This is a genomic window from Roseateles sp. L2-2 (assembly GCF_050613215.1).
Lineage (GTDB): Bacteria > Pseudomonadota > Gammaproteobacteria > Burkholderiales > Burkholderiaceae_C > Roseateles > Roseateles noduli.
On sequence record NZ_CP192509.1, the window covers coordinates 1,890,119 to 1,906,878 of the forward strand.

A 16,760-nucleotide genomic window follows, 5' to 3' on the forward strand; every position below is an offset into this window, starting at 1 on the left:
ACCGGACCACGTGCCGCCTGCCTGCTTCGACCTGCTAGCAAGACTGCTTGTCTTTGCTGGCTTGTCGCTGCGTTCAGCAGCCCCGTTGAGTTGGTTATCGGGACCCTCGACATAGAACTTGAGGGCAATTTGTCAAGACTTGTGATCTGTTGATAAGCAGGTCTTGCAACGCGTTGTTTGTCGTTTGACTTCGACCCGGACTGGTGCCCAGGTGTCGGTCTGGCGACGGACATGGGGGTATCTACGGCCTGAACGCGCCGGGATTGAGGGGGAATGCCGGCGCTTTTCGTGTGCTCGATCACGGGGGGCTCACCCTAAAGTGACTCCTGGCGATGCCGACACGCGGAATCGCCGCTTCCGCCACCTTCGCCGGGACCGGTCTCGGCCAGAGACCGGACTCGATCGACGAGTCCCAACGACCATGGAGAGGTCTATGCCACTGCAAGCGCAAACCGAGGCACGGTCCGCCGTGTCGATGATCGACGCGTCGATCGAGCAACAATTCCACAGCACGATCCGCCCGGGATCCAGCGAGGCCCGCCTCCTGCTGGCCCAGGCGCGCAACGCCGCCTATGCGCAGGCCGCGCAAGGTCGCATCGGCGACGGCGTCGCGCTGCTCTACAACGCGCTGGAAATGGCGCCGATGAGCGTGGACCTGCTGTCCGACGTCGGCGCGCTTCTGCTGGCCGCGGGCCAGCTGAGCGACGCCGCGCTGTATGCGCATCGCGCGGTCGAGCTGTCGCCGCAACACGCGCCGTCCCTCTATACCTTGGGCTTCGCGTTGTCGGGTCTGGGCGAGGTGAAGGCCGCGATCGAAGTGCTGACTACCCTCAATCAAGGCCAGGCGCTCGAAATGCTGCGTCGCGATTCGCCGGAACTGATGGTGATCGTCGACACCGAATTGCTGCGCCTGCAAGCCGCCTGATTGATCGGCGATCCGCCGACCACGAGACGGCCTGACAGGCTGTCTCCCTGAAAAACCGCCGACTAGCCCGCAACCACGGGCCTCGTCCGGCGGTTTTCTCATTGGAGCCTGTCAGCGTGTAGGAATCAGGCTGACAAGGAGGTCGTCCCGCTCCCTAGCCTGTATCTGGCGTCCACCTGATGTTGCGTGAACGAGTGTTTCTTCAGAATTCATTCCATCGCAGCAACGCAACCCACCAGGAGCCACCAGATGAACAGCGACCAGATCCTTGCCGAGATCCGCGAAGCCAACCTGTCGTACCTGATGCTGGCCCAGAGCCTGATCCGTGCCGACCGCGAACAAGCGCTGTATCGCCTGGGCATCTCGGAAGAGACCGCGACGCTGCTGAACACGCTGAGCCCGGCTCAGATGATGAAGATGGCCTCCGGCAACACGCTGCTGTGCCGCTTCCGCATGGACGACGACCTGGTGTGGGGCCTGCTGACCTCGCACGGCAAGCCGGCCGCCAACGACAGCGTGTCGCGCCTGCATGCCTCCATCCTGATGGCCGGCCGTCACCAGGAAGCCGCGGCCTGAGCCAGTAGATCCAGGCAACTGCCCCAGGCAGAGAAATTGCCGCCCGAGAACATCCGAAAACAACCGGAGCACCCCATGCGCACCAAGTCCATCCTGACCGAAGCCAAGCAGATCGATCGCGCCGTGACGCTGATCAAGCTGGGCGCGCGCCTGCAAGTGCTGGAATCGGAAACCGACCTGAGCTACGAGCGTTTGCTGCGCCTGTACAAGGAAGTCTCGGGCAAGAGCCCCAGCAAGGGCCAACTGCCGTTCTCGACGGACTGGTTCATGACCTGGCAGCCGAATATCCATGCCAGCCTGTTCCTCAACATCCACGAGTACTTGAACAAGGTCGCCGAGATGGACGAGATCGACGTCGTGATCAAGGCCTACCAGCTGTACCAGGAACAGACCGCCGCTCAGAACCTGGAGCAGCTGCTGTCGGTGACCCGGGCATGGCGCCTGGTGAAGTTCGTCGACAACGGCATGCTGACGATGACCAAGTGCAGCAAGTGTGGCGGCCACTTCGTGACCCACCCGCACGAGGTCGCCAAGCACTACGTCTGCGGCCTGTGCAACCCTCCGGCGCGCGCCGGCAAGGGCAAGGCCGCCGGCGGCATCCAGATGCACTGAGCGCATCGCTCCCGGGACACGCCTGTCGAATGCTCACACGCTGGCGCAGCTGTCTGGTCGTCATCGCCCGCAATGAGGCGGCGACGATCACCCGGTTGTTGACCAGCGTTCGTCCTTTCGTGGACGACATGCTGGTGATGGACACCGGTTCTACCGACGACACCGTCCATCTGTCAGAAGCCGCGGGCGCCCGGATCGCCCACTTTCCCTGGATCGACGATTTCGCCGCTGCGCGCAATGCCGCGCTCGACACCGCCGCCGCCGATTGGCACGTCGTGCTCGACGCCGATGAATGGCTGATCGGGGAAGGCAGCGGCGCAGCGCTCACAGCATTGCGGACGACCTCGCCAGACTTCGTCGGCACGATCGCACTCCAGGACCACTTCGACGGCGGCACCGCGCAATCGCGCCTCAGCCGCGTGTTGCCGGGACGCGTACGCTATGCCGGGCGCATTCACGAACAGCCTGTCCACGACTTGCCCCTTCGGGCGCTCGATGTCCAGGTCGGCCACGACGGCTACCTGCCGGAGCGGCTTCACGTGAAGCAGGGGCGCAACGAGCAATTGCTGCGCGCCGCCATCGATGACGATCCTGCCAATCCGTATCTCTGGTACCAGCTTGGCAAGGATTTCTCGGTCTATGACCGCTTCGCCGATGCCGAAGCAGCGTTCGCGAATGCTTCCGATCGCTTGACCTCGTTGCCCCTGACGCCCGCATGGTGGAACGACCTCGTCGCGAGACGGCTCTTCGGGTTCAAGTCGCTCAAGCGCCATGCCGAAGGCATGGTCTTCGCCGAAACGCAATTGCAAAGATGTGCGGACTCGCCGGACTTCTTTTTTGCGCTGGGCGATCTCCTGCTGGATTGGGCGGCGGATGAGCCGCAGCAGGCGGACGCCTTGATTCCGATGATCGAGGACGCCTGGCGTCGTTGCCTTGAGATCGGCGAGCGACCGGAGCAACCGGGCGCCGTCGAGGGGCGCGGGAGCCATCTGGCCGCCCACAACCTGGCGCTGGTGCTGGACGCCACCGGGCGTCACGAGGAGGCGAGGGCCCTGCGCGAGGCGCGGTGATCCCTCAAAAAGCAGCGCCGGGATGGCGCTGATCTGGCATCTTGTAGGAATTAGGCTGACAAGCGCGTCGGCGCGCTCCCTAACCTGGAGATGGAAGCGACCTGATGTTGCTTGCGTGTCGGGATCTCTACAGTTCGTCTCACGCTGAAACGAAACGACATCAGCACCCAACACCCCCAGGAGCCGAACGATGAACGCCGACCAAATCCTCGCCGAGATCCGCGAAGCCAACCTGTCGTACCTGATGCTGGCGCAGAGCCTGATCCGTGCCGATCGCGAGCAGGCGCTGTATCGTCTGGGCATCTCGGAAGAAACCGCGACGCTGCTGACCACGCTGAGCGCCGCCCAGATGCTGAAGATGGCTTCCGGCAACACGCTGCTGTGCCGCTTCCGCATGGACGACGACCTGGTGTGGGGCCTGCTGACCTCGCACGGCAAGCCGGCCGCCAACGAAAGCGTGTCCCGCCTGCATGCCTCCATCCTGATGGCCGGCCGCCATCAGGAAGCCGCCTGAGTTCTATCGACGCCCCTTGCGTCAACTGAAGCTGAATCGACGCTGAACCGAGCCGGAGACACCGACATGCGCACCAAGTCCATCCTGACCGAAGCCAAGCAGATCGATCGCGCCGTGACGCTGATCCACCTGGGCGCCCGCCTGCAGGTGCTGGAGTCGGAAACGGACCTGAGCTACGAGCGTCTGCTGCGCCTGTACAAGGAAGTCTCGGGCAAGAGCCCCAGCAAGGGCCAACTGCCGTTCTCGACGGACTGGTTCATGACCTGGCAGCCCAACATCCACGCCAGCCTGTTCCTCAACATCCACGAATACCTGAACAAGGTCGCCGAGATGGACGAGATCGACGTCGTCATCAAGGCCTACCAGCTGTACCAGGAACAGACCGCCGCTCAGAACCTGGAGCAACTGCTGTCGGTGACCCGCGCATGGCGCCTGGTGAAGTTCGTGGACAACGGCATGCTGACGATGACCAAGTGCAGCAAGTGCGGGGGCCACTTCGTGACCCACCCGCACGAGGTCGCCAAGCACTACGTCTGCGGCCTGTGCAACCCTCCGGCGCGCGCCGGCAAGGGCAAGGCGGCCGGCGGCATCCAGATGCATTGAGGGCGCCGTCATGGCCGCCCGACTCCCTCACACCGCTTCGGGAGACGCTCCCTCCGCGCTGCGCTGGCCGACGCTGGCACTGCTGAGCTGGGGCGCCTGTTTCGCCGTCTGGCGCGTTTTCGGACCCGACTGGCCGGCGGCGATCGTCGCCTCGGGCCTCGGGCTGATCCTGGCCGGACTCCACCGCCAGACTTGGCGCCGCATGATCGTGGCCGCCGGATTCCCGATGGCCCTGCTGTTCACCGGCACCGACCTGCCGGCCTGGATCTGGCTGATTCCGCTGGCCGTGCTGGTGCTGGCCTATCCCCGCCGCGGTTGGAGCGACGCCCCGCTGTTCCCGACTCCCCACGACGCGCTGCGCGCGCTCCCCGAGCGTGTGAAGCTGCACGACAGCGCCCGCGTACTCGACGCCGGCTGCGGTCTAGGCGACGGATTGGTGGCCCTTCGCCGCGCTTATCCGGGCGTGCGCTTCTCAGGCATTGAATACAGTGGCTTCCTGTGGCTGCTGGCCCGCCTGCGCTGCCCCTGGGCCGAGATCGCCCGGGGCGACCTGTGGGCCCAGTCGTGGCGCGAGACGGACCTGGTCTACCTGTTCCAGCGGCCCGAGTCGATGCCGCGCGCGCTGGACAAGGCGCGCAGCGAGATGCGACCGGGCAGTTGGCTGGTTAGTCTGGATTTTCCGCTGCCGGGACAACCCGTCTTCGCGCAACTGGACACCGGCACCCGGCATCAGCTGTATGTCTACCGGGTGCGCGAACTCAAGGCCTGAGGAACCCATTTCATGTTTGTCATCATCGGTTGGCTGCTGGCCCTGGCCTGCATCTTCGGCGTGTTCATCGCGCACGGAGGCAACATCAGCGTGGTGCTGCACGCACTGCCGTTCGAGATGACCACCATCTTCGGCGCGGCGATCGGCGGCATGCTTGCCACGAACCCGCCCAAGGTCATGAAGGCCACCATGAAGGGCCTGGGCGACTGCTTCAAGGGCAGCAAGTACACCAAGGCGCGCTACATGGAGCTGCTGGCGCTGCTGTACGACATCCTGCAGAAGGCGCGCAAGGAAGGCCTGATGTCCATCGAAAAGGACGTCGAGGACCCCCACAGCTCGCCGCTGTTCCAGAAATATCCGACGGTGGGCAACGACCACCACGTCACCGAGTTCATCACCGACTACCTGCGGATGATGGTCTCGGGCAACCTGAATGCGCACGAGATCGAGTCCCTGATGGACGCCGAGATCGACACCCACCACCACGAGGCCTTCCTCGCCGTGATCGCGCTGCAGCGACTGGCGGGCGGCCTGCCGGCCTTCGGCATCGTGGCCGCGGTGCTGGGCGTGGTGAACACCATGGGCTCGGTCGGTCAGCCGCCGGCGGTGCTGGGCGGGATGATCGGCTCGGCGCTGGTGGGTACCTTCCTCGGCATCCTGCTGGCCTACGCCTTCGCCGAGCCGCTGGCCGGCGCGTTGGAAGCCAAGGTCGACGAGGCCGGCAAGGAGCTCCAATGCATCAAGACCACGCTGCTGGCCTCGATGCAGGGCTACGCGCCGCAGGTGGCGATCGAATTCGGCCGCAAGGTGCTGTACTCGACCGAACGCCCGACCTTCGCCGAGCTCGAAGGCCACGTGAAGAAGAAGTGAACGGAGTGAATCACCATGGCCGGTGACGCCAAGAAGCTCCAGCCCATCATCATCAAGCGCGTCAAGAAGGGCGGCCATGCCGCCCACGGCGGCGCGTGGAAGATCGCGTACGCCGACTTCGTGACGGCGATGATGGCCTTCTTCCTGCTGATGTGGCTGCTCGGCTCGACGACCGAAGGCGACAAGAAGGGCATCGCGGACTATTTCGCCTCGCCGCTGAAGGTGGCGATGTTCGGCGGATCGGGTTCGGGCGACGCGTCGCACATCATCAAGGGCGGCGGTCAGGACCTGACGCGCCAGACCGGCCAGGTCAAGGCCGGCGACGTCGAATCCCCTCGGAAAACCATCAACCTGAAGGCCCTCAAGGAAGAGCAGCGCCGGGCGGAACGCGTCCGCCTGCAGCAATTGAAGGACAAGGTCGAAAAAATCATCGCCGAGAACCCCAAAATTGCGGCATTAGGTGGACAAATCCGACTCGATATGACACGCGAGGGCTTGCGGATTCAAATCGTGGACGAGAATAATCGTCCGATGTTTGACAGCGGCAGCGCGGTGGTGAAACCGTATATGCGCGAGTTGCTGCAGGAACTCGGCAATGTGTTGACCGAGGTGCCCAACCGGCTCACGCTGGAAGGACATACGGATTCACAGCCGTTTTCTGCGGGCGAGCGCGGATACAGCAACTGGGAACTGTCGGCGGACCGGGCCAATGCCTCGCGGCGCGAGCTGGTGGCGGGCGGTTTGCCGGATGCCCGGGTCCTTCGCGTGCAGGGGTTGGCGTCGAGCAAGTTGCTCGACACGAAAGACCCCAAGGCCCAAGTCAATCGCCGCATCAGCATCATCGTGATGAATCGCGATGCCGAAGATGCGGTGCTGAAGAACCTGCCCGATGAGGACGAGGACGCTTCAGACCCCGCGGCCAGCGCGCCGCAGGCCTCAAGTTCCGCGTCCGCGAGCCGATAACGTTCCGAATCGAACACAGCCCTCCAGTCCCCTCAGAGGAACGCCATGAGCACTGACATGAAATTCTTGATCGTCGACGACTTCTCGACCATGCGCCGGATCGTGCGCGGTCTGCTGAAGGAGATCGGCTACAACAACGCCGAAGAGGCGGAAGATGGCGTAGAGGCGCTGAGCATGCTGAAACAGGCGAAATACGATTTCGTCGTCAGCGACATCAACATGCCCAACATGAACGGCTTCGAGCTGCTCAAGGCCATCAAGGAAGACGCCACGCTGAAGCACCTGCCGGTGCTGATGGTGACGGCGGAAGCCCGCAAGGAAGACATCGTCCTGGCCGCGCAAAGCGGTGCGGCGGGCTACATCGTGAAGCCATTCACGAAGGCCACGCTGGAGGAAAAGGTCCTGAAGATCATGCAGAAGCTGGCCGCTGCGGCCTGACGCTGGGAGTCCCACCATGCAGATGGAAGAGCTGGCCAAACTGACCTCGCAATCCAACGAGCCGCTGACGGTCTCGCCCGAGGTGTTCCAACAGATCGGCACGATCACGCGCGTGCTGCACGACACGATGCAGCAGCTGGGCGTGATGCCCAAGCTGCAGGTCGCGACCGACGGACTGCCCGACGCGCGCAGCCGCCTGACGTACATCGCCAACAAGACCGCCGACGCCGCCAACAAGGTGCTGAACTCGGTCGACCAGGCCAAGGCCGAGCACGCCAAGATCACCGAGGCCGCCAACGCGATGGCCCAGGCGATCACCGCGGACCCGGTCCGCGCGGTGGCCTCGGGCGCGGTGCTGAACTTCGTCAAGGAGGTCGAGTCCTCCACGTCGAAGATCGACACCCACCTGACCGACATCATGCTGTCGCAGGACTTCCATGACCTGACCGGCCAGGTGGTCGCCAAGGTCGTGACGCTGGCCAACGACCTGGAAGATTCGCTGGTGAAGCTGCTGGTCTCGGTGGTCCCGCCGGAGCAGCGCGAGAAGGTCGATCCGAGCATCCTGCAAGGTCCGGTCGTGAATCCGGAAGGCCGCGCCGACGTGGTGGCCAACCAGTCCGAAGTGGACGATCTGCTGGCCTCGCTGGGCTTCTGATCTTCCGAAGCCGGCCTCGCCGCAACGAAACCCGCGCCCAGGCGCGGGTTTCTGCTTTCTGGGTTCAGGAACTGAACTCGGGCTGATTTCCAGGCCTTATCCGGCTAAAGCGAAACCCCCTCCGGCCGAACAATGGCGGGGCCACGGCATAGGGCCGTGACCACCCATGGCCGATCAAGACGCACAAGACCGCAACTTACCCGCCTCGCAGAAAAAGATCGAAAGATCGCGCAAGGAGGGTCAACTGCCGCGCTCCCGGGACCTGCCGCATTTCGCGGTGATGGCCACGGGCGGCGCCTTGTTCGCTAGCTCGACGCCGTACGCCGTCGAGACGCTGCAGCGCATGCTGGAAGGCGCGCTGCATTTCGATGCCGAACAGCTGCGCACCGCCGGCATGATGACCGAGCGCCTGTCGACGCTGACCTGGCAGGGTTTCATGCTGGGCCTGCCGGCGTTGATCATCCTGACGCTGGCTGCGATCGTGGCGCACATCGCCTCGGGCGGCTGGAACTTCACGATGAAGCCGCTGGCGCCGAAGTTCTCCAACCTCAATCCGATCACCGGCATCGGCAAGCTGTTCCAGATGCAGAACCTGACCACGGCCCTGAAGGCCGTGTTGCTGTCGCTGGTGCTGGGCGTCGTCGGCGCGATGGCGATGAAGGACCGCATCGCCGGATTCATCGGGATCATGTCGGTGCCGCTGCCGTCGGCGCTGGCCTTCGCGGGCAAGCAACTGATGGGCGGGCTGATGATGCTGGGCCTGTGCCTGGCGCTGTTCGCCGTCATCGACGTGCCGCTGCAGCGCTTCCAGTACCTCAAGCGCCTGAAGATGTCCCGCGAGGAAGCCAAGAACGAGATGAAGGAAGCCGAAGGCAACCTCGAGATGAAGCACAAGATGCGCGCCAAGGCCCGGGAGCTGGTGAAGCGCCGGATGCTGCAGGCGGTGCCGAAGGCGGACCTGGTCGTGATGAACCCGACCCACTATGCGGTCGCGATCGCCTACGACGAGACCAAGTTCGGCGCGCCCCGCGTGGTGGCCAAGGGCCTGGACCTGCTGGCGTTCAAGATCCGCGACATCGCCAAGGAAAACAAGGTGCCGGTGCTGCAGGCGCCGGCGCTGGCCCGTGCCCTGTACGCCCACGCCGAACTGGACCGCGAGATCCCCGGCGCGCTCTTCGGCGCCGTGGCGCAGGTGCTCGCGTACGTGTACCAGCTGAAGGCCGCGCTGAAGGGGCAGGGCGCCTCGCCGCAAGCCGTGCCGAACCCGCCGGTGCCGGACGAGCTCGACCCGCACAAGAAGCCGGGCTGGACGCCGCCGGAAGAGGAACTGGACGACCAGTTCCCGGAAGGCAACCCCGCCTGATCTCGGCCGTTCGATAGACCGAGCGAGAGGGGCCCGGGCCGGTGCCCCCTTTCCGCTCAATCTCCTCCTCGCCGCTCGGAATTCGCTCCAAGGGGGCACCGGCCCGGGCCCCTCGGGCAAGGTGGGCGCGATTTCGGGGGAGATTCCCCCCCTTATCCAGCTAAAGGAAAACTGGCTCCCGCCGAACAATGGCGGGGCTCGACGGCAGTGTCGGGCGAGTGAATCCCCCTCCGGCATCCAACAGGTTGAAGGCAGCACCGATGAACGAGCTGATGGCCCGTTTGCAGAACCTCCTCGGACCCCGCGCCGCCATCGTGCAGGCGCTCGGGGCGCCGATCGCCATCATGATCATCCTGTCGATGATGGTGCTGCCGCTGCCGGCCTTCGCGCTCGACCTGTTCTTCACCTTCAACATCGCCATGTCCATCATGGTGATGCTGGTGGCCTCGCAGATGATCCGGCCGCTGGACTTCGCGGCCTTCCCGACCGTCCTGCTGATCACGACGCTGCTGCGCCTGTCGCTGAACGTCGCATCCACCCGCGTGGTGCTGCTGGAAGGCCACACCGGCGCCGGCGCCGCCGGCAAGGTCATCGAATCTTTCGGCCACTTCCTGATCGGCGGCAACTTCGCCGTCGGCCTGATCGTGTTCGCGATCCTGGTGGTCATCAACTTCATCGTGGTCACCAAGGGTGCCGAGCGGATCGCCGAAGTCGGCGCGCGTTTCACCCTGGACGCCATGCCCGGCAAGCAGATGGCGATCGACGCCGACCTGTCCGCCGGCCTGATCGACGAGAAGGAAGCCAAGCGCCGCCGCGCGGAACTGGGCGACGAAGCGGACTTCTTCGGCTCCATGGACGGTGCCTCGAAGTTCGTCCGCGGCGACGCGATCGCCGGCATCCTGATCCTCTTCATCAACATCGTCGGCGGCTTCGTCATCGGCGTGGTCCAGCACGGGCTGTCCGCCGGCCAGGCCGCCGACAGCTACATCCTGCTGGCCGTCGGCGACGCGCTGGTGGCGCAGATCCCCGCGCTGCTGATCTCCGTCTCCTCCGCCCTGGTCGTGTCGCGCGTCGGCAAGGACAAGGACGTCGGCCAGATGATCGGCTCGCAGGTGTTCGGCTCGATCAAGGCTGTCGCCATCACCGCGGGCGTGGTGTTCATCCTGGGCCTGATCCCGGGCATGCCGCACCTGGTGTTCATGATCATCGCCGGCGCCTTGGGCTACCTGGCGTACTGGCTGCGCACCAAGGAACAGGCCACCAAGGCCGCCGAGGCCCGCAGCAAGACCGCCGCCCCCGTGCCGGGCGCGCCGAACCCGGATGCCGAAGCCTCCTGGGACGACGTCGTCGCCGTGGACACGCTGGGCCTGGAAGTCGGCTACCGCCTGATCACGCTGGTCGACAAGACCCGCGAAGGCGACCTGCTGAGCCGCATCAAGGGCGTACGCCGCAAGTTTGCGCAGGACATCGGTTTCCTGCCCCCGTCGGTGCACATCCGGGACAACCTGGAGCTGCGCCCCAGCCAGTACCGCGTGACGCTGCGCGGCGCGGTGATCGGCGAGGCGGAGGCCTATCCGGGCATGTGGCTGGCGATCAACCCCGGTCACGCGACGCAGAAGCTGATCGGGACGCCCACCACGGACCCGGCCTTCGGACTCCCGGCGGTCTGGGTCGAGGAGCGGCAACGGGATATGGCGCAAATGGCGGGCTTTACGGTCGTTGATTGCGCGACCGTGGTGGCCACTCATCTTTCACACTTGCTGCAAGTTCACGCGGCCCGGTTGTTGGGTCGAGTGGAAACCCAGCAGCTGGTGGATCACCTCACCAAGCAAGCGCCCCAACTCATCGAAGACGTGATTCCCAAGATGGTCAATGTCGCCGCCCTGCAACGAGTCCTCCAGTTCCTGCTGGAAGAGGGCGTGCACATCCGCGACATGCGTTCCATCGTGGAAAGCCTGGCCGAAAACGCCACGCAGACGACCGATCCCGCCGAGCTGGCCCGTCGCATCCGCATCCACATCGCTCCGGCGATCGTGCAGCAGATCTACGGACCGGCCAAGGAGCTCGACGTCATCGCCCTCGATCCCGAGCTGGAACGTCTGGTCTCGCAGGCCCTGCACTCGCCTCACGGCGCGGCGCTGGATCCCGGTGTGGCCGACACGCTTGCAAGAAGTGCCGCGCAGACCGCGCAATCCCAAGAGGATCGCGGTTTGCCCGCCTGCCTGCTGGTGCCCGACTTGATTCGCGCTCCCCTGGCCCGTCTGCTCAAGCGCGCTGCGCCGCGGCTGAAGGTGCTGGGACACAGCGAGATTCCTGAAACGCACACGATCCGCATCGGCTCCATCATCGGAGGCACGGCATGAACGTCAAACGCTTTACCGCCCGCAATTCCCGCGAAGCCATGGCCCTGGTCCGCCAGGCCTTCGGCGACGAAGCGGTCGTGCTCTCGAACAAGCCCTGCCCCGAAGGGGTGGAGGTGCTGGCGATGGCGCCGGAAGGCATGTCGCAGATCGAGCGCGTCGCCGCCTCGACGCCGCGTGCCGCCGCCGCAGCGCCCCGCGCCGCCGCGCCGCGCCAGCCGGCTGCCCAGCCGCAGCGCCAGCAGCAACGGGAAGAAGTGCAACCGCGTCAGGCGCTCAAGCAGCGTCTGGCCGCGTCGCCGGCCCCGCAGCGCGCCGAGCCTGGCTTCGGCGGCTCGGTGGGCGAGGACGTGAACGCGATGGCGATGAGCACGCTGTCCTTCCAGGACTATGTCCGGGAGCGCATGCTCAAGCGCCGTTCGGCCGAGATGAACGGCCTGCCCGATCCGATGATGGACGAGCCGGCGCCGGCGTACTCGCAGACGCAGATGAATGAATCGGTCGCCTCGATGGCCGCGCAGCGCGATCAGCGCGCGCGTTCCGCGATGCAGACCCTGGGCGCCCGTCGCGTCGACGAGCGTGCCTACGAATCCGCGCCGGCCCCCGCGCCGCGCGTTGTGCCGCCGGTGCTGCGCGACGAGATCCGCGTGCAGCAGCAGGCCATGCAGGACCTGGGCGGCATCGGCCACGGCTTCGGCGGGATGGGCAACCATCCGCTGAACGACATGCCGGCGTCCTCGCGTCGCGAGCAGGAGATGATGACCGAGCTCCGCGCGATGAAGGGCATGATCGAAGAGCGCTTCGGCGCGCTGGCCTTCATGGAGAAGCTGCAGCGCCAGCCGGCGCAGGCTCGCCTGACGCAGAAGCTGCTGGATTCCGGTTTCTCGCCGGCCCTGGTGCGCAAGCTGGTCGAAGGTCTGCCGGCGCAGACGACCGAGGAAGCCGATTCCCAGGCGTGGGCCGCCAACGTGCTGTCGCGCAACGTGCAGACGGCCGAGCAGCAACCGCCGCTGGAAGATCAAGGCGGCGTGTTCGCGATGATCGGCTCGACGGGCGTCGGCAAGACGACGACGACGGCCAAGATCGCCGCGGCCTTCGCGACCAAGTACGGCGCGAGCCAGCTCGGCCTGATCACGCTGGACGCCTACCGGATCGGCGCTCACGAGCAGCTGCGCGCCTACGGCCGCATCCTCGGCGTGCCGGTGCACACGGCGCATGACCGCGCGTCGCTGGAAGACCTGCTGGACCTGCTGTCGTCCAAGAAGATGGTGCTGATCGACACGGCCGGCACGGCCCAGCGCGACAGCCGGACCGCCGAGCTGCTGGACATGCTGGCGCACAAGAGCATCAAGCGCATCCTGGTCGTCAACGCCGCTCAACAGGGCGAGACGATCGAGGACGTGGTCGGCGCGTGGCGCGGCGCGGAAGCGCAAGGCGTCATCCTGTCGAAGCTGGACGAAGCGGTGAAGCTGGCCCCGGCGCTGGACACCGTGATCCGCCACAAGCTGCGCGTGCTGGGCGTCACCAACGGCCAGCGCGTGCCGGAAGACTGGCATCGCCTGTCGTCGCAGGCCCTGGTGCAGCGCGCGCTGCGCAGCCACGGCCAGTCGGCCTGGCGCGTGGACGCCTCCGACGTCAACCTGATCTTCACCGCCGGCACGATGGCGGGAGGCGCGGGCGCCGCATCGCCGATGGGGATGAATTGATCAAGGGCTGACCGCTCGATCGGAGGGGGCTTCCCGGGGACGGGAGTTGCCAAAGCCGGTCACAAGTTCTAGAAAGGGGGAAGGGCTCGGGCTCTTCCCCCTTTTTCCATTGGGACGGGGAGTGGCTCGACGTCGTTGTGTGAGAGGTCCACGAGGTGAGGGTGACGGGAGAGAAAAGCGGGGTGTTTCCCCCTTTCAATTCCCGGTCAGAGGGTGGCCCCCGGGGCGAAACTTCCGGTAACGGCTCCAGCATTGGCCGGTTCCTTTCGAGAGGGACAGGGCGCTGGGGCGGAACACGCAAGAGACACAGAGCAGCCCAATGCGCGACTTCAGCAATGCTCCCAAGGACCAGGCCGACGGCCTGCGCCGTCTGTTCGCCACGGCGCGCGTGCGCGTGGTGCCGGTGGTGAGCAACCCGCACGTCGTAGGCAGCGGCGCGCTGCTGGAAGGCATGTGCGCGGCGTTCGGGGAACTCGGCCTGCACACGCTGGTCGTGGACGCGGGCGAGCAGGCTTCGGCTGCGTCGGAACTGGCGGCGGTGGACCTCGCGGCCTGCGTGGAACCGCTGTCGGCGAAGGTGTCCTTCCTGGCCGCGCGCGGCCTGCCGATGCGCTACGTCAATGCCAACGGCTCGGCCGCACAGTTTTTGGAAGCAGTGACCGACGCGGCGCCGTATGCCGACGTCATCCTGCTGCACGCCAGCGCCGCGGAACTCAGCCGCGTGCTGGTGTCGCGCGAAGTGCGACCGGTGCTGCTGGCCGACACTGACGTGCAGAGCGTGACCTACGCCTACGCCGGCATGAAGTGGCTGACGCAGCGCGCGGGCCTGATGGTCTACAGCCTGCTGTTGGCCTGCAACCCGCAGCTGCGCCTAGCGGAGCGGATCGCGCAGCAGCTGTCGAGCTGCGGCGACGGTTTCCTCGGCGCGGTGCTGCGCGAGTGGGCCTGTTTGGATCCCCGCCAGCCGGTGACGGCGCCGTTGACGCACGAGATGCGTCACATGGCGCGCGAACTGCTGCTGGCGTCGGTGCCCGGAGCGGCGCTGGACAGCGCTGCGGATGCGATGCCGCTGCGTCCGCGGCCGATGTGGCAGCCCAAGGCTGGCCGCGCCCCGCAAGGCGTGACCCTCGCTGCGCATTGACGCCGGATTGGAGACGAGACGATGTACACCGCCAAGGGTCAACTCGACAACAACTCGCTGATCCGCCAGTACAGCCCGCTGGTGCGCCGGCTGGCGCATCAGATGATCGCGAAACTGCCGGCCAACGTCGAACTGGACGACCTGATCCAGGTCGGCCTGATCGGCCTGACGGACGCGCTGTCGCGCTTCGACACGGCGCAGGGCGTGCAGTTCGAGACCTTCGCGACGCAGCGCATCCGCGGCGCGATGCTCGATGAACTGCGCGGCAGCGACTGGATGAGCCGCGGCAACCGCCGCCAGCAGCGTTCCATCGAGAGCGCGGTGCACAAGCTTGAACAGAAGCTGGGCCGCCCGCCGCAGGAGTCCGAGATCGCCGTCGAGATGGGCATCTCGCTGACCGAGTACCAGGAGATGCTGGGCAAGGTGCGCGGGACGCAGCTGGTCTATCTGGAGGACATCTCCGGAGGCGAGGACAACGACGACTATCTGGACCGGCACGTCGGGGACAACTCGGCGGATCCGATGGCGATGCTGGGCGACCACCGCATGCGCGAGGCGCTGGTGGAGGCGATCAAGAACCTGCCGGAGCGCGAGGCGTATGTCATGTCCATGTACTACGAACATGACATGAACCTGAAAGAGATCGCTGCGGTGCTGAAGGTGACCGAATCGCGGGTGTGCCAGCTGCACAGTCAAGCGATTGCCCGATTGCGCGTGAAGCTGCGCGACTGGTAAAACGAGCCGCATACGCGGCCGCAATCCTTGTGGTCCAAGAACCATGAGGGGAGTGTCCGATGTGGGACTCATGGCGCAGGCGCGCCGGGAAGGATGCGCCTGACGCGTCGGTGGGGGGAGCCGAGGTTGGCTTTCGTGAGCCGACGCTGCAAGGCAACACCACCAAGGTCGTTCGAGAGCTGTCGAGCGGCGTATCCAAACTGGGCCGCGACGCGGCCGAAGTCCGCGGACTGCTGGAGGACACGCAGAAGGTCGTGACCTCGCAGGCGCAGGCGATGCAGGCGCTGGGCTCCGAGCTGGAGCAGGTGCGGCACGCCCAGGACGGCATCAACCAATCCACGAACCAGACCCGCGAGGCGGTGGAGCGCGCGCGCACGGCGCTGTCCGGCGTCGGCGACGAGGTGGGCGGGATCGTGTCGACCTTGCGGCAGGTGTCCGGGGCGGCGTCCGAGATCACGAAGATCGCGTTGCAGACGCGGCTGGTGGCGTTCAACGCGTCGGTGGAGGCCAAGCGCGCCGGCGAGGCGGGACGCGGTTTCGGCGTGGTGGCGGATGCGGTGAAGGACCTGGCGGCGCAGGTGGAGGCGTCGTCGAAGGCCATCATGGGCACGGTGGGGACGCTGGATGCGCGGATCGAGACCTTCAGCCGGGAGCTGAGGGCGGACGGCTCGGGAGGAGCCGGTCAGAGCAAGATCCTGCAGGCGTTCGCGGATGTGGAGGTCGATGTCGACCTCATCGCGAAATCGGCGCAGGAAAGCCAGGCGACGACGCAGCAGTTGGCGGAGCGCTCGGGAGAGCTCGGGGTGGAGATCCAGCAGGCGATGCGCAAGCTGGAATCGGCGTTCGCGTGCAGCGACCGTTTCCTGCGGCTGTCGGAGCAGATGATCGAGCAGATCGCGTCGAGCGGCGTCGAGGTCGAGGACTCGCCGTACATCCAGGCGGTGCAGGGGGCGGCGGCGGAGATAACCGGCTTGCTCGAACGCGCGGTGAAGGAGAAGCGGATCGACGTTTCGGCGCTCTTCGACGAGCAGTACCAGGCGATCGCGGGGACCGACCCGCAGCAGTTCACGACGAGATTCACGCAGATCGCGGATCAGCTGTTCCCGGAGGTCCAGGAGCGGATGCTGAAGCTCTCGGACAAGGTGGTGTTCTGCATCGCGGTGGACCGCAACGGGTACGTGGCGACGCATAACAAGCGGTACTGCCAGCCGCAGCGCGCGGGGGATGTGGCTTGGAATACAGCCAACAGCCGCTACCGGCGGATCTTCAACGACCGGACAGGGCTGGCGTCAGCCCGGAATCAACGACCGTTCCTCCTGCAAACCTACCGCCGGGATATGGGCGGCGGGAACTTCGTGCTGCTCAAGGAGGCTTCGGCACCCGTCACCGTTGCTGGGAGGCATTGGGGTGGGGTGAGGTTGGCGTTTGGGTTCTGAAGGAACTAAGGACTACAAGATGAT

At 65.8% G+C, this 16,760-nt stretch carries 17 protein-coding genes; all 17 read left to right on the top strand.

Annotated features, from left to right (window positions below; translation table 11 throughout):
* Nucleotides 1–433 precede the first annotated feature (433 nt).
* The 17 genes from ACQZ13_RS08595 (at nucleotide 434) to ACQZ13_RS08675 (ending at nucleotide 16,736) form a co-directional block, all read left to right on the top strand.
* The gene (locus tag ACQZ13_RS08595) at nucleotides 434–925 is read left to right on the top strand and encodes a tetratricopeptide repeat protein (RefSeq protein WP_088403398.1); all 492 of its coding nucleotides are present in this window, start codon (nucleotides 434–436) and stop codon (nucleotides 923–925) included.
* 249 nt (nucleotides 926–1,174) lie between these two features.
* Entirely contained in the window at nucleotides 1,175–1,501 is a 327-nt protein-coding gene (gene flhD / locus ACQZ13_RS08600; protein WP_088403399.1) for a flagellar transcriptional regulator FlhD, read from the top strand.
* A 75-nt stretch (nucleotides 1,502–1,576) separates the two neighbouring features.
* Nucleotides 1,577–2,113: a flagellar transcriptional regulator FlhC gene (gene flhC, locus ACQZ13_RS08605; protein WP_088403400.1), complete on the top strand. Its 537-nt coding sequence runs from the start codon at nucleotides 1,577–1,579 to the stop codon at nucleotides 2,111–2,113.
* Nucleotides 2,114–2,142: 29 nt separating this feature from the next.
* Nucleotides 2,143–3,183 carry a glycosyltransferase gene (locus ACQZ13_RS08610; RefSeq protein WP_431051050.1) on the top strand — a complete coding sequence of 347 codons (1,041 nt, stop codon included), beginning with the start codon at nucleotides 2,143–2,145 and terminating at the stop codon, nucleotides 3,181–3,183.
* Between the two features lie 190 nt (nucleotides 3,184–3,373).
* Nucleotides 3,374–3,697, top strand: a complete 324-nt coding sequence (gene flhD / locus ACQZ13_RS08615) for a flagellar transcriptional regulator FlhD (RefSeq protein WP_088403402.1) — start codon at nucleotides 3,374–3,376, stop codon at nucleotides 3,695–3,697.
* A 66-nt stretch (nucleotides 3,698–3,763) separates the two neighbouring features.
* On the top strand, nucleotides 3,764–4,300 hold the full coding sequence (gene flhC / locus ACQZ13_RS08620; protein ID WP_067276156.1) for a flagellar transcriptional regulator FlhC: 537 nt from the start codon (nucleotides 3,764–3,766) through the stop codon (nucleotides 4,298–4,300).
* A gap of 10 nt (nucleotides 4,301–4,310) precedes the next feature.
* Nucleotides 4,311–5,069: a class I SAM-dependent methyltransferase gene (locus ACQZ13_RS08625; protein ID WP_431051053.1), complete on the top strand. Its 759-nt coding sequence runs from the start codon at nucleotides 4,311–4,313 to the stop codon at nucleotides 5,067–5,069.
* Between the two features lie 12 nt (nucleotides 5,070–5,081).
* On the top strand, nucleotides 5,082–5,939 hold the full coding sequence (gene motA / locus ACQZ13_RS08630; protein WP_088403404.1) for a flagellar motor stator protein MotA: 858 nt from the start codon (nucleotides 5,082–5,084) through the stop codon (nucleotides 5,937–5,939).
* Between the two features lie 15 nt (nucleotides 5,940–5,954).
* A complete protein-coding gene (gene motB, locus ACQZ13_RS08635) occupies nucleotides 5,955–6,902 on the top strand; it encodes a flagellar motor protein MotB (protein WP_431051055.1) in 948 nt (315 codons plus the stop codon).
* A gap of 45 nt (nucleotides 6,903–6,947) precedes the next feature.
* The gene (gene cheY, locus ACQZ13_RS08640; RefSeq protein ID WP_067276146.1) at nucleotides 6,948–7,340 is read left to right on the top strand and encodes a chemotaxis response regulator CheY; all 393 of its coding nucleotides are present in this window, start codon (nucleotides 6,948–6,950) and stop codon (nucleotides 7,338–7,340) included.
* A gap of 16 nt (nucleotides 7,341–7,356) precedes the next feature.
* Nucleotides 7,357–7,995 (top strand): protein phosphatase CheZ, encoded by a 639-nt coding sequence (locus ACQZ13_RS08645; RefSeq protein WP_082938636.1) that lies wholly within the window; start codon nucleotides 7,357–7,359, stop codon nucleotides 7,993–7,995.
* 166 nt (nucleotides 7,996–8,161) lie between these two features.
* Nucleotides 8,162–9,358 carry an EscU/YscU/HrcU family type III secretion system export apparatus switch protein gene (locus ACQZ13_RS08650; protein WP_088403406.1) on the top strand — a complete coding sequence of 399 codons (1,197 nt, stop codon included), beginning with the start codon at nucleotides 8,162–8,164 and terminating at the stop codon, nucleotides 9,356–9,358.
* 260 nt (nucleotides 9,359–9,618) lie between these two features.
* Nucleotides 9,619–11,721 (top strand): flagellar biosynthesis protein FlhA, encoded by a 2,103-nt coding sequence (flhA, locus tag ACQZ13_RS08655; RefSeq protein WP_088403407.1) that lies wholly within the window; start codon nucleotides 9,619–9,621, stop codon nucleotides 11,719–11,721.
* Nucleotides 11,718–13,424: a flagellar biosynthesis protein FlhF gene (gene flhF, locus ACQZ13_RS08660; RefSeq protein ID WP_431051059.1), complete on the top strand. Its 1,707-nt coding sequence runs from the start codon at nucleotides 11,718–11,720 to the stop codon at nucleotides 13,422–13,424. Before flhA ends, flhF begins: the two co-directional genes overlap by 4 nt.
* A 319-nt stretch (nucleotides 13,425–13,743) precedes the next feature.
* A complete protein-coding gene (locus ACQZ13_RS08665; protein WP_431051061.1) occupies nucleotides 13,744–14,565 on the top strand; it encodes a MinD/ParA family ATP-binding protein in 822 nt (273 codons plus the stop codon).
* Between the two features lie 21 nt (nucleotides 14,566–14,586).
* Entirely contained in the window at nucleotides 14,587–15,300 is a 714-nt protein-coding gene (locus ACQZ13_RS08670; RefSeq protein WP_067276129.1) for an RNA polymerase sigma factor FliA, read from the top strand.
* Between the two features lie 275 nt (nucleotides 15,301–15,575).
* On the top strand, nucleotides 15,576–16,736 hold the full coding sequence (locus tag ACQZ13_RS08675; protein WP_431051063.1) for a methyl-accepting chemotaxis protein: 1,161 nt from the start codon (nucleotides 15,576–15,578) through the stop codon (nucleotides 16,734–16,736).
* Nucleotides 16,737–16,760 lie beyond the last annotated feature (24 nt).

Bases quoted from the DNA above. Each gene is read 5' to 3' on its own strand.
- motA (WP_088403404.1), top strand. From the start codon at position 5,082: ATGTTTGTCATCATCGGTTGGCTGCTGGCCCTGGCCTGCATCTTCGGC.
- ACQZ13_RS08670 (WP_067276129.1), top strand. From the start codon at position 14,587: ATGTACACCGCCAAGGGTCAACTCGACAACAACTCGCTGATCCGCCAG.
- ACQZ13_RS08645 (WP_082938636.1), top strand. From the start codon at position 7,357: ATGCAGATGGAAGAGCTGGCCAAACTGACCTCGCAATCCAACGAGCCG.
- flhF (WP_431051059.1), top strand. From the start codon at position 11,718: ATGAACGTCAAACGCTTTACCGCCCGCAATTCCCGCGAAGCCATGGCC.
- ACQZ13_RS08675 (WP_431051063.1), top strand. From the start codon at position 15,576: ATGCAGGCGCTGGGCTCCGAGCTGGAGCAGGTGCGGCACGCCCAGGAC.
- cheY (WP_067276146.1), top strand. From the start codon at position 6,948: ATGAGCACTGACATGAAATTCTTGATCGTCGACGACTTCTCGACCATG.
- ACQZ13_RS08625 (WP_431051053.1), top strand. From the start codon at position 4,311: ATGGCCGCCCGACTCCCTCACACCGCTTCGGGAGACGCTCCCTCCGCG.
- ACQZ13_RS08595 (WP_088403398.1), top strand. From the start codon at position 434: ATGCCACTGCAAGCGCAAACCGAGGCACGGTCCGCCGTGTCGATGATC.
- flhD (WP_088403402.1), top strand. From the start codon at position 3,374: ATGAACGCCGACCAAATCCTCGCCGAGATCCGCGAAGCCAACCTGTCG.
- flhC (WP_067276156.1), top strand. From the start codon at position 3,764: ATGCGCACCAAGTCCATCCTGACCGAAGCCAAGCAGATCGATCGCGCC.
- flhD (WP_088403399.1), top strand. From the start codon at position 1,175: ATGAACAGCGACCAGATCCTTGCCGAGATCCGCGAAGCCAACCTGTCG.
- flhC (WP_088403400.1), top strand. From the start codon at position 1,577: ATGCGCACCAAGTCCATCCTGACCGAAGCCAAGCAGATCGATCGCGCC.
- motB (WP_431051055.1), top strand. From the start codon at position 5,955: ATGGCCGGTGACGCCAAGAAGCTCCAGCCCATCATCATCAAGCGCGTC.
- flhA (WP_088403407.1), top strand. From the start codon at position 9,619: ATGAACGAGCTGATGGCCCGTTTGCAGAACCTCCTCGGACCCCGCGCC.
- ACQZ13_RS08665 (WP_431051061.1), top strand. From the start codon at position 13,744: ATGCGCGACTTCAGCAATGCTCCCAAGGACCAGGCCGACGGCCTGCGC.
- ACQZ13_RS08610 (WP_431051050.1), top strand. From the start codon at position 2,143: ATGCTCACACGCTGGCGCAGCTGTCTGGTCGTCATCGCCCGCAATGAG.
- ACQZ13_RS08650 (WP_088403406.1), top strand. From the start codon at position 8,162: ATGGCCGATCAAGACGCACAAGACCGCAACTTACCCGCCTCGCAGAAA.